Consider the following 12,822-nt stretch of genomic DNA (forward strand, 5'->3'; position numbering starts at 1 on the left):
ATTCTATGTTTCACGTTTGAAATTAAATAATAGAGTATATGTAAAAAATGAATCTCCAGAATTCTTTCGGAATGGGACAGTAAAAAAGCAATCTTTATATGTTTTGCTTAACCTTGAAGATATTATGCATCAGATAAAACCAGGAGATACTTATGAAATTCAGAATGCCTATATTGGGCAACAAAAATTACCCTCACGAGTTGTAATATATAGACTCACATCAACTCAAATTCATAAACGTAGGAAACAACAAACTTATGTTGAGAAGAAAAAAGGAGTTACATACTCTGAAAAAGTAAACGTTTAACAGAAATCAATGTTTATATTACCAACATCCCATGGGAAATTGTTCCGATGGAACATATTCACGATATCTACTCGCTACGTTGGCAAATAGAGATTGTATTTAAAATATGGAAATCTCTTTTTGGTATCAATCGTTGTCATAATGTTAAGCGGGAACGTCTAGAATGTCATCTTTATGGCCAATTAATCGCTATTTTTCTTTGTTCTTCAACTATGTTCAAAATGAGACAACTGCTACTACAAAAAAAGAAAAAAGAATTAAGTGAATATAAAGCTATTTACATGATTCAAGATCATCTGTATTTGGCATATGAAGCTCTACAAAAAAGTACTCAAGAAATAACAAAGGTTTTTCTCCATCTTTTTAATCTCTTACAAAAAAACGGACGGAAATCCCACCGGTATGAGAAGAAGACAGTCTTTGATATTCTGGGCATTGTATATGAGTATAGTGGTTTGAGAAGACAAAAGAAAGCTGCATAATTTTTTGAAAATAATGCCTATCTAGGTTTATTTGGCATGCACATTTTTAAGAGTGTACCTCTACTTTAAGAATTTTTTAGTCCTAATGAACGAAAGTTCATTTTGCCTATGTTCTTAAGTTGATGGGCATGTATGGTGACCCCTGATAGGAAAATAAACAATATAATTTAGGGTATTTATTTTTTGTAGTTCGTAACCCTCGATTTAACATCTTTTTAGCATCATTAATTTTTTCCTTATAAAAAATGAAATCATAGTATCATATAACTTTTCTAATTCAAGTATTTCTAAATCTACTGTTAGTGTATTGTTTTTGATTTCTTCTAATCTCTTATATAACAATTTTTTGATATTCCAACTTGGAACAAGTTTATTATTTTCAATTTTACTTAAATAAGATACCGTACATATGTTCTAACACCGAATTTCTTGTTTTATTCCATGTTTTAATCGTTCATTAAAAAAGAATTTTCCTATATTTTCATTCGAAACCGTATCATTCTTAATTTCAGGATTAGACTTAAATTCCTCTATTCGCTCTAAAAGTAATTGTTTTACTTAGGGTTTGCTTCTACTTTATTATTTTCTATAAAATTTAAATGGGATACTGGACATATTCCTTTACATAGCTCTTTTTGAGTTAGGTTATATGTCTTTCTAAATTCACGAATTTCTTTACCGATTGTATTCATTATTATGCTCTCCCTAGAATCTCTTATAATGAAGGATATTCCTTTTTTCAGAAAAATTCAAATAAAAAACACCCAAATTAAAGCCTCAATTGAAATAAGTAATATTGAGTTTTGAGAATCCCTTAGCGTATAAAAGGTTAAAATGTGCTTGCTACCCCAAGAAGTTATAAGTTCAATAGTTTAAAGTTATAGAGCATTTCCTTGTAGTGAGGAATGCTTTTTTTCTTTATTTAAAATTAAAATAGGTAATTTTAAATAATAATAATATAATAAAAAACAATAATAATTTATTGTTAAACAATAAATTACATGATATAATCACGTTGTCATTAAATAATTGAGGTGTTTAAAATGAATGGTAAACGAGGTTCAACCACTTTCTTAAAGGTAATTATTTTTCTGGCTGGAATTGCAGTGCTTACTTTGTGTATTTATTGGATGCCTGTGTTAACCATTAGAGATGTAAAAGCACATCCAGGTGGGGATTACTCGCTATATCCCCTTTTAGTATGTGCGTATGGAATCTGTATTACATTTTCTTTTACGCTGTATCAAGTATATAAACTATTAACCTATATCGAAAGGAACAACGCTTTCTCCGAGTTATCTCTTGAATCTTTGAAGGTTATAAAAAGATGTGCTTTTACAGCCATTTTCTTCATTGTGTTAATGATAATAACCTTAAAGGTGATTTCTAAAATCACAGGAGACGACCCAGCAGGTCCTATATCACTAAGTCTAATGGGTATTTTAGCAACAAGTATCATCGTAGCCATTGTGGACGCACTGCAAAAGCCAATAAAAAACATCCTAGAATTAAAACCAAAAAATGATTAACGTTTCGGTAAAATTTAATTAACTTAATTAATGAGGTACTTTTTATGAAAACAAGAGGCGAAAATAATGACCAATCCGATTGGTATGATACCTGAAGGATCAACTCTTTCCGCCATGAGATAGTAGAGTGGCATACCTAGCAGGTACAAGGTACTGATCGTGATGGCACAGTATTTTATACTCTTTAAGGGGTATGTGTTTTAAAAAAGAAAAAGATAAAAATATATGGAATTCATATTTATTAAACCTTGTTTTAAAAAAATAAAAACATTAAATACATTAGGATATATATTTTGTTATTTCCTGTTGCAGAATCCTTAAGCTATTAAGGATTCCTTTTTTTGTATCTAAAATCCACAAATAAAAAGATAAGATCCGGGAACAGGATCTTATCTTCAGCACAAGGAGTAAACAAAAGGATAACCATCATATTTTTATTATAATTTACTTTTTGTTAATTTTGAATATTAAAACCATAATTAACAAGTATATCTATATTGAGAAATTTATTGGGAAATTTGTTATAAATGACTCAAAACTCCAATGTAAAATTTTAGCCATTTGTTTACTTTCAAATTCACTTGAGGTACACATTTTCTTGTTTCAAAAAACTCATGTTTACAAAGGTATACCTTTAAGGACGAAACTTTAATCCTTATGAAATCAAGGTTTATCACGTTTATAAACGTGTAATGAAATATTTATAAACGTTTATTAAGTGCCAAAGACCTTTATAAATCTCTTAGCGTACAATTTTCTTAAAATGATATGGTGACCCCTATTAGCGGTTTATTTTATCAAACTTTAATTAAAGGGAAATAAAAATACAAATGAAAGTAAACTTTTAAATAGAAGCTTACATTGAAATATCATTGAAAATACAACAATGTAATCTAACTAAAGACTCTATACACTACAAATTCTATTTCTTTAAATAAATAAATCAAATATAATAATAATAATTACATATGAATTTTAATTCAAAGATTGAGGTGGACATTAATGCAAAGTTTAAAATTATTGAAATTTAACATATGTATCTTTGGAATATTATTTATTACTTATAGCATTGGATTTTTTTCAGAATTTATAACAGAACATACCTTTAACTGGTTTAAAGGTATAGCTGCAATGGGATTTTTATTTGTTTTAATAATGAATTCATTAGATCTTAAAGATAAAAATTATAAAACTACATAATTAATACTAGCTTAAAAAACACTTGCAAAACGTTAAAAAGTTTTTTTATTCATAACAAAATTTATTAGATCGGAGGGGTTTCATGTGGATTTTATGGTTTGTTATTGCTCTAATTCCTGTTCCATTTCTTTTTCATTTTTATGAATATGGACAACGAGTAATTCAAGGTAAAGAAGCTCCCTTTTTGGGAATAGGTCTAATCTTATTTATTATCATTAATGGATTTTTATCCAAAGGAATAAAGATACGTTATATATTTCTAGTAAATATTATTACTGGAGTATTATCACTATTACTAGCTTCAAACTTTATTCCTGACGATGGCTCTTGGTTTAAACCAGTAGGGAGAACTGGTGCAGTTATATTTATTTCAATCATTTACACAATAGGCCAACTATTAATAAGAATAATTTCAAAATGTATTTTCCAAAAAAATGATTAAAAAACATATTCGTATTCAATAATAGAGACTTAAGTTGAAGGCCTCACGACACACGTCCATCAACTTAAGAATTTTCATACCCCCAAGTAGAAAAAAACGTTATTCTTTCTTAACAAGCTAGATGAGAAAGGATGACGTTTTTTATGAATCTCTCGATTCAAGATAAATTACAACGATATATCACACCTGTATTTTTAGAAGAACTGGCAAGAGACATCGGATTTATAAAACGAAAACGTAAGTTTTCTGGCTCAGATTTAGCTACGATTTGTATTTGGATTAGTCAACGAGTAGCAAGCGATCCCTTAGTCCGATTATGTAGTAGACTTCATGCAACCACCGATACTCTCCTTAGACCGGAGGGCTTAAATAAGCGTTTTAACACAAAAGCGGTGTTATGTTTAAAACATATCTTTTCTTTATTGTTACAGCAAAAAATCTGTGAGCTAACGTACATTTCTAACCAACTTTCCGCTCATTTTAAACGCATTCGCATCATGGATGCCACCATGTTTCAAGTGCCTAATACTTTGGAACATATATATCCTGGTTCAGGTGGTTGTGCGCAAACAGCCGGAATTAAGATTCAATTAGAATATGATTTACATAGCGGTCAATTTCTCAATTTCCAAGTCGGACCAGGAAAAAATAATGACAAGACCTTCGAAACAGAGTGCTTAGATACCTTACGACCAGGCGATTTATGTATTCGTGATTTAGGCTATTTTTCATTGGAAGACTTAGATCAAATGGATCAACGTGGTGTGTGCTATATATCACGACTTAAGTTAAACCATACCGTCTATACGAAAAATCCATTTCCGGAATACTTTCGAAATGGGACAATCAAAAAACAGTCACAGTATATACAAGTTGATTTAGAGAACATTATGCACACGTTAACGCCAGGACAAACGTATGAAATAAAAGAGGCGTATATTGGCAAGAACCAAAGATTATTTACAAGAGTAATTATCTACCGATTAACAGAGAAACAAATAATGGAACGTAGAAAAAAACAAAGCTATACCGAAAGTAAAAAGGGGCTTACATTTTCAGAAAAGAGTAAACGATTAACGGGTATCAACATATACGTTACGAATACGCCTTGGGAAGTGGTTCCGATGGAACAAATCCATGATTTTTACTCCCTCCGCTGGCAGATCGAAATCATATTTAAAACGTGGAAATCTCTATTTCAAATTCATCATTGGCAAACTATCAAACAAGAACGATTAGAATTTCATATGTATGGAAAACTCATTGCCATTTTTATCTGCTCTTCCATGATGTTTAAGATGCACCAACTTCTGTTACGAAAGCACAAAAGAGAACTAAGTGAATATAAAGCAATTGGAATGATCCAAGATCATCTATCTCTGTTCTATCAAGCGATACAGAAAAACACCCAAGAAATAGCAAAGATTTTACTCCGTCTGTTTACCCTACTAAAGAAAAATGGACGAAAATCTCATCGATATGAGAAGAAAACTATCTTTGATATTATGGGTGTTATCTATGAGTATAGTGGATATAGAAGTCAAAAGAAAGCTGCATAAGTGAAAAAATGAAATCCTTTAGGGTTTATTTTGTATGCTCATTTTTAAGCGGATTATACTGTTTAAAAGTTTGTTCATTTCAATTAATGAAAAACCGTGGAGTTTCTATCTTTAAGTTGATGGGCATGTATGGTGACCCCTGATTTGAAAAAAGCGATTAAAGGACGCACACGTCCAATGGATATATATGATACATGTGTTTGTAACAGTGGAAAGAAATATAAGTTCTGTTGTATGAGCAAAGAAATAGAGTTAGGTATCTTCTTTTCCTTAGCTTGATGGCGATGTTGCCGTGCCCCTTTTAAAGACTTGTTCTTGCATGTGCTTTCCCGTATCGCTTTAATATTTGATTATTTTTAACTTCTAGTACATTATGACCTACAATTGATTGATCATGAGTAACCATAAATACTATCTTTATTTTAGCAATTTCATTAAAAATCTTCATTACATTTTGTGTATTAATAGAATCTAGAGATGATGTTACTTCATCGCAAATATATACATCTGCATTTCTTAATAAAGCCCTTGCTATACATATTCTTTGTTTTTGGCCTTCTGATAAAGAAATTCCATCAAAACCTAAACGAGTTTCAAATTTATTTGGTAAAGACTCAATGAATTCAAGTAAATTTACCGTTTTACAAACTTCAATAAGATTTGATTCCTCAGAGTCATTATATAAAAGTAAGTTTTCTTTTATACTCATAGAAAATACAGTTGATTCCTGTGTAATATAGGCTATTTTTTTACGAAGTATCTCGTTTGGAATGTTCTTCTGATTCACATTATTAAAAAGAATATCTCCTTTGTAATCAGAGTAAACGCCTGTAATTAAGTTTAAAAGAGTAGATTTACCTCCCCCACTGGAACCAATTATAAAATATATACCAGGGCTTGAAATAGTTAAATTAATATTTTCTAAAGCATTATTGGGACTACCATCATATAGATATTCAACGTTAATTAAAGATAGGTTATTAATGCGGTCTAATGCAATACTTCCATCATCTTTGAGTTCACTATCTTTTACTCTTAACACATTTTCTATCCTATTGATTGAAACAATTATCTCTTGTAGTTCGGCATTTATTTTCGATAGATTATTCAATGAAGTTGATAAATTACTTGAATAGCTATTGAACGAAACAAGATTTCCAATTGTTATTACACCTTTTCTTATCTGATATACCCCAGTTAGAACCATAACGAGATATCCTATTAAATTCATTATTTGCGCTAAAATAATACCACTTGTATTAATATACCCCTTAGATTCACTGGCTTTATAAACATCCGTAACGGTTTTCTTGTAGTATGATAAAAATCTATTAGTTGCATTGTAAATTTTTATTGTTTTAAATCCTTTAAATATTTCTTGAGTGAAAGCTAAATAATAATCGATTTTATTTTTTATTAGACTTTCTTTTTGGCGAATTTTTTTACCAAAAACCTTAAAAATAATTGAATTTATTGGAAATGTAACGATAGAAATAATGGTTAACGTTAAGCTTATTCTAATCATGATTAATGCAACGATAGGTATTGAAATAACATTTATAAATAAAGATATTTTTTGTGTGAATAAAAGAGAAAATGATCTTACATCATTTTCAAGAATATTAATAAACATCCCTTGATTAGATTTAGAGTAAGTTTTGAAATCTAGATATAAAACAGAGGACATAATTTTCTTTTTAAGTTCACTTTCAACTGAGGTAGCTATTTTCACCTGAATAATACCCTGAATAAACGTTAATATAATTGAAACTAAACCTATAATACCTATCCAGATAATAATGATAAAAGTATTATTCCAGTAACTTTTACTCATATTATCAATTAATGCCCCAAAAAATAATGGCTGGATTGTATTTATTATCATTATTAATAGCATTAATAATGAACAAATAATAATTTTCACCCTATTACCTTTACTATATGGATAAACTATTCTAAGGAATTCTTTTAATTGTTTCATTATGATTTACCCCACAATTATTAATAATAACTATTTCATTTCCCAAGAACAATCAATCTCGCCTGTAAAATCACCTGAAAACTGGATTTTATATGTACCTTTTTTGTTTATTTTCACCTTTTTAGTGAAATCTTTTTCTTCATTATTAATAATTGAACTACCATCTGGATTTATTAACGAAAATCGTACTTGCCCTTTTTTTGTATTTTTATTTACATGAATATTTAAATAGCCACTCTCATGTAAATCAACTTTATAATAACGATAACCACTAAATTCTTTTAAGCTAACTGAAAAAGAATCTTTTAAAGTTTTTTCTTTAAAAATATTTGCCGTAAATTCCCCATTTTTATGTCCAGAATATTTATAGGCATAATGATATCCTACACCATTTTTGGCTAGAAATATTGTAAGCACTAGAACAAATAATAAAATGACCGATAAAAATAGGATTAAATATTTTTTCATATTATTACTCCTTTATTAATTGTAGAAAAGCCACTCTAAATTTAATTATTAAGAGTGGCTTTTCTTTAGTTTTATTAACCAAAGTTAACAAGACATACTGATTTTAAAATACAACCATCAATTAGACAAGCGTAGGGTGTAACTTCAGGATTACAATCTGTATTTCCTAAATATTGCATGTGAGTCGCCCCCTTTCTAAAAAATTCAATACTTATTACCAGTTAAGTCCACAAAAATCGCCTATACAGCCATGAACTCCACATGCATTGACAGCACAAACCTCTAAGCATGCGTTTGCCAAACAGCCTATTCTTGAATCGTTTTCCTTTTCGTATGTATTACTTAGATACTCCATTATCTCACCTCCTCGTATGATTAAGTTAGGTTTTTTAGGGGCGGGATGTACCTATAAACCCAAGAGTATCTATTTTTATGAGATACTTATATTTGTAGATAGAATGTTGCCGACCACCTCCTTGAATCTTTGTATTCGGTTGAAAGAATGGTATCTCTGTCTAATAAGTAGTTTACGAATGAGTTGGATGTTGATGACCATTGGTCATTCTTCGTATCTCTTACGAGGTAGTGGCGCTTATTAGTTCAGAGGAGGACAACACTATCTAACACTGATTAAACTAGGGGTGTAAGCTATGTTCTATTTAGGTATTGATATCGCTAAACATAAACATTATGCGTCCATTATCGATCAAACTGGAAAACCTATTACTAAGCCATTTTCCTTTCAGAATCACAAAGAAGGTGGACAAGCACTATTAAATTGGATGTACCAATACATTGAGTCTCCTACAGAAATACTGATTGGAATGGAGGCAACAGGACATTATTGGTTAGCCGTTTATTCTTTTCTACTGGATCATGGCTTCTCATTCGTTGTATTAAATCCAATTCAAACCAATGCCTGGCGAAAAGCTCTTGTCGTATTAGATCAGACTTTTCCAGAGTACCAAAGCATCTCCTATTTATATAAAAAATTCTCCTTGACTTCTCATAGTTGGTCTTTGAAGTTGATTATTATTAACAGTGAAGATAAGTTGCTTCTCAAGAACACCTTTTGTTTTAAAGCAGCCAGGTGCATCATATGTACCATATCGATTAAAGGAGTTTACATTACATCCTCCTCCACAGTTTGGTAAGAATTCACATGCAGCACATTCCGGAATTTTCGTTGGATTTTTGTTCATCCATTCATAATATCTAGTATTTTTCACTTGGATTGTTGCATCTTCATCTAAATATCCAAATAGATGTGTCTTGTCTCCAACATGCTCCCAACATTTATAAAAATCTAATTCTGGAGTAAATGTATATGCAGCCTCTTTATTTAAACCACAATATACTAATTTTTTTTCTGGCATAACGGATATATTAAAACCTTTAGATTTTGCTAAATTCCATAATCCATATAATAAATCTCCTAACTCATCATCGGCATAGCATAAAGAAGAAATGCTGTTACAACCGTGAGCCTCATCGCGAATTATCCCAAAATCTAAACCACAATATTGCAAACCTTCCTCAATTAAATCGTCTAATAATGTTCCTATGTACTTTGAATTCTCTTTATCAATGTTAATTCGTATAGTAGGGGTGAAATTTGGGAAATGCTCTTTAAATAATTTTAATTTATCTATGGTAGCATCATAAGTCCCTTTTCCGTTGCTATATATTCTCTTTTGATCATGAATCTCTTTCGGACCATCAAGAGTCAACTGAGCCAATTTTAAACCATGCTCAATTAAAAATCCCAATTTTTCTTTGGTGAATAATAACCCGTTTGTAACTATAGAATTAAAGAAGATTATGTTCAACTCTTTACAAAGACTTTTGAATTTAGGTAATAGATATTGGATACCTTTATAATGAAGCATAGGTTCTCCACCAAATAATATAAGCGCAAATACTTTAAAAGTTCCTGATTTTAGTTTTTTTTCAACGAACTTATAAAATATATCTAAATTTTCTTCACTCGTTACTGTCTTTGGTTTATTTGTACCTTCAAAACAGTATGTACAATCTAAATTACATCCCCATGTGGTTAGCCAGGTAATAGAGAGTACTTCTTGTCCATATTTAAACATATTATGTTCATATTCATATTTTTCTAGTTCATTAACTTCTTCTTCGAATACCATTCCCTTTGTGATTAATAAATCAATTTCATCTTTTGTTAATTCAGATAAATCATTTGTCTGAATAGCATTTGCAATCCTTTCATCGATAGAAAATGTATTGCCATTCATTGTGTTGAATAATAAAAGTGATTTTTCATGTCCTTCATTTGGAATAATTAGATTATAATCCGAAAATTTTTTCATTGTGACTCCCTTCCTAATAATATTTCATTTACGATTTTGGGGTTTCTTGCCCACCCCCTCCAAAAGGTATATTAGCTCGTTATATTCCCTAAAATTCTAAATTTAGGGAAACGATTAGGAACCCTGATTTTTCTAGTTTAGAACACTCCCTATTTATTCTCCCTAAATTTAAGCAGATCGAGAAAAAAAACGAATGTAACAAAATCAACGTTATATCGTGAAAACGAAAAGCGTGGTCTAGTGAGGGAATCTTAACTTTACTGTATCTATCTTTACGAATAGAATCACTAAAATGTCTTTGAATCCAGTAGAATAGACTGATTTAGAGGCATTTCTTTTTATAGAACTAATCCTTAATGTACCTTTTGGAGGGGATGGGCAAGAAACCCCATTTTGTAACTTAATAGTGAAAAATTGATAAGTTCCCTTTATTGTGAAATAGCTATATAAAAACATATATTTACATTAGATTATACTTCTAGTTTTTAAATCTTGTATATTTAATGCAGATCAATATACACAAATTTATTTTCGCTATCTATTTTTCGAAAAAGTTTTAATTGTAGATTTTTATCTCTCGTGTATTTTTCAGGAAAATTCCAGGTCCCTCATTTAATAAAAATCTTTCGTGAAGTTACGTCTAACTTTTCAGGTATTTCATATTAATATATTTTAAAATCATCTTGAAATTTCAAGTATTGCTTCCTTACCACATTCCCATCAAAATTTGAGTTTTAACCCTTATAATATTGTGGGTAAATATAACTTTTTGTCCTTCAATGTTATTGTTTCTTTTTGTAAGAATATTAACTAGTAAATTTAAGGATTCAGTCTTTTGACAAAAAACAACATGTTACTCACTCCCTTTTATATAAGTAACATATAACGTTGTAAATTCAAACAAATTATAAGTATATTCATTTTTTCGTAATAACTTTTAAGATTTTTCATGAATATTTTAAAACAAAGTAGATTTTTCCATATTTCCGCCTAAATAACATATTATCGTTTCTTTTTATCAGTTAAAATTTCTTTAATAGGGGTCACCATACATGCTGTTACAGGAACTCTTATGAGTCCAGAAGGACTCAATAAACGTTTCAATAAGAAGGCGGTTTGCTTTTTAAAACATATTTTCTCTACACTATTAAAAAATAAAATTTGTGAAACATCCGTGATTCCAAGCTCTTCAATCACCTATTTTCAACGGATTCGTATTTTAGATGCGACGATTTTTCAAGTGCCAAAACATTTAGCTAGTGTGTATCCTGGATCAGGTGGTTGTGCACAAACAGCGGGTATAAAGATTCAACTAGAATATGATTTACATAGCGGACAGTTTTTAAATTTTCAAGTTGAACCAGGAAAGAATAATGATAAGACCTTTGGAACAGAATGTTTAGCGACATTCCGACCTGGCGATCTTTGTATTCGGGATTTAGGCTATTATTCACTGGAGGATTTAGATCAAATGGACCAACGTGGCGTGTATTATATATCGCGGCTTAAACTAAATAATATGGTGTATATCAAAAATGAGTTTCCTGAATACTTTCGAAATGGAACAGTAAAAAAACAGTCTCAGTATATCACAGTTGATTTAGAACACATTATGAATACTTTAAAACCAGGACAGGTCTATGAAATAACAGATGCTTATATTGGAAAGGATAAAAAACTATTACACGAGTTATTATATATCGATTAACTGAAAAACAACTTGGAGAACGTAAGAAAAAACAAGTGTATACGGAAAGTAAAAAGGGTATTATGTACTCAGAAAAAAGTAAACGATTAGCTGGCATGAACATTTATGTTACCAATACCCCTTTGGAATGGGTTCCGATGGAACAAATACATGATTTTTATTCCCTCCGCTGGCAGATTGAAATTATCTTTAAAACTTGGAAATCTTTATTTCAAATTCATTAGTGGCACAATATCAAACGAGAGCGATTAGAATGCCACATTTACGGAAAACTCATCGCTATTTTTCTATGTTCTTCTACAATGTTTAAGATGCGACAATTAATTTTAAAAAAGAAGAAAAGAGAATTAAGCGAATATAAGGCCATTGGAATGATTCAAGACCATCTATACATTCTTTATCAAGCTATACAGCAAAACATCCGAAGAATAACAAAGATTTTAATTCGCCTGTTCCATCTTCTAGGGGTCACCATACATGCCCATCAACTTAAGAGACTAATTGTTCCCCAAAATGAAAAAAATGAACTGAATTTTCATAAACAACTATGGAGAGATACAATTTTCGTTTTGGGGATACTCTAAAATATTAGCTTGATAGCGATGTGGCGGTACCCCACATCCATCAACTTAAGGATTTAGACTATTTTTGAAGTTAAAAGCACGTTACTATTTTCTTATGTTAATGAGAAAGGGTGACGTGCTTTTTATGAATATGCATCAAAAACAAGAGTTATCTTTATTTGCCGAAGAGCTATATCGATATATGTCTCCCGCTACACTTAATCAATTAGCTATAGAAGCAGGCGGA

General features: G+C 30.3%; 9 protein-coding genes and 4 pseudogenes. 8 read left to right on the top strand and 5 right to left on the bottom strand.

Features of this window, described 5'->3' with window-relative positions; genetic code table 11:
• A pseudogene (locus BM089_RS29455) lies at window positions 1-789 on the top strand (IS4 family transposase); the annotation flags it as partial.
• 554 nt (window positions 790-1,343) lie between these two features.
• On the opposite strand, the gene BM089_RS31690 reads toward BM089_RS29455, so the two are convergent.
• Window positions 1,344-1,481, bottom strand: a complete 138-nt coding sequence (locus BM089_RS31690; RefSeq protein WP_254791382.1) for a helix-turn-helix domain-containing protein — start codon at window positions 1,479-1,481, stop codon at window positions 1,344-1,346.
• A 351-nt stretch (window positions 1,482-1,832) separates the two neighbouring features.
• Between BM089_RS31690 and BM089_RS29465 the strand changes: the two genes are divergently transcribed.
• Complete coding sequence (locus BM089_RS29465; protein ID WP_090978995.1) at window positions 1,833-2,318, top strand: DUF2975 domain-containing protein; 486 nt, start codon at window positions 1,833-1,835, stop codon at window positions 2,316-2,318.
• On the opposite strand, the pseudogene BM089_RS31695 reads toward BM089_RS29465, so the two are convergent.
• A pseudogene (locus tag BM089_RS31695) lies at window positions 2,245-2,506 on the bottom strand (DUF2975 domain-containing protein); the annotation flags it as partial. The gene BM089_RS29465 and the pseudogene BM089_RS31695 overlap by 74 nt on opposite strands.
• Window positions 2,507-3,320: 814 nt before the next feature.
• Between BM089_RS31695 and BM089_RS29475 the strand changes: the two are divergent.
• The 4 genes from BM089_RS29475 to BM089_RS29490 all read left to right on the top strand — a co-directional run bounded on the left by BM089_RS29475 (window position 3,321) and on the right by BM089_RS29490 (window position 5,798).
• Window positions 3,321-3,518: a hypothetical protein gene (locus BM089_RS29475; RefSeq protein WP_090978999.1), complete on the top strand. Its 198-nt coding sequence runs from the start codon at window positions 3,321-3,323 to the stop codon at window positions 3,516-3,518.
• Between the two features lie 82 nt (window positions 3,519-3,600).
• Window positions 3,601-3,960: a hypothetical protein gene (locus tag BM089_RS29480; protein WP_090979002.1), complete on the top strand. Its 360-nt coding sequence runs from the start codon at window positions 3,601-3,603 to the stop codon at window positions 3,958-3,960.
• A gap of 143 nt (window positions 3,961-4,103) precedes the next feature.
• Entirely contained in the window at window positions 4,104-5,519 is a 1,416-nt protein-coding gene (locus BM089_RS29485; RefSeq protein ID WP_090979005.1) for an IS4 family transposase, read from the top strand.
• A 177-nt stretch (window positions 5,520-5,696) separates the two neighbouring features.
• Complete coding sequence (locus BM089_RS29490) at window positions 5,697-5,798, top strand: SEC-C metal-binding domain-containing protein (RefSeq protein WP_254791383.1); 102 nt, start codon at window positions 5,697-5,699, stop codon at window positions 5,796-5,798.
• A gap of 22 nt (window positions 5,799-5,820) precedes the next feature.
• On the opposite strand, the gene BM089_RS29495 is transcribed toward BM089_RS29490, so the two are convergent.
• Entirely contained in the window at window positions 5,821-7,500 is a 1,680-nt protein-coding gene (locus tag BM089_RS29495) for an ABC transporter ATP-binding protein (RefSeq protein WP_090979008.1), read from the bottom strand.
• 30 nt (window positions 7,501-7,530) lie between these two features.
• Window positions 7,531-7,968 (bottom strand): hypothetical protein, encoded by a 438-nt coding sequence (locus tag BM089_RS29500; RefSeq protein ID WP_090979011.1) that lies wholly within the window; start codon window positions 7,966-7,968, stop codon window positions 7,531-7,533.
• A 650-nt stretch (window positions 7,969-8,618) separates the two neighbouring features.
• Between BM089_RS29500 and BM089_RS29510 the strand changes: the two are divergent.
• Window positions 8,619-8,942, top strand: a pseudogene (locus BM089_RS29510) (transposase); the annotation flags it as partial.
• Window positions 8,943-8,948: 6 nt separating this feature from the next.
• On the opposite strand, the gene BM089_RS29515 reads toward BM089_RS29510, so the two are convergent.
• Window positions 8,949-10,304 (bottom strand): radical SAM/SPASM domain-containing protein, encoded by a 1,356-nt coding sequence (locus tag BM089_RS29515; protein WP_090979014.1) that lies wholly within the window; start codon window positions 10,302-10,304, stop codon window positions 8,949-8,951.
• Between the two features lie 1,030 nt (window positions 10,305-11,334).
• Here BM089_RS29515 and BM089_RS29520 point away from each other — a divergent pair.
• Window positions 11,335-12,476, top strand: a pseudogene (locus BM089_RS29520) (IS4 family transposase); the annotation flags it as partial.
• Window positions 12,477-12,822 lie beyond the last annotated feature (346 nt).

The organism is Bacillus sp. 5mfcol3.1 (assembly GCF_900114335.1).
GTDB lineage: Bacteria > Bacillota > Bacilli > Bacillales > Bacillaceae_G > Bacillus_A > Bacillus_A thuringiensis_S.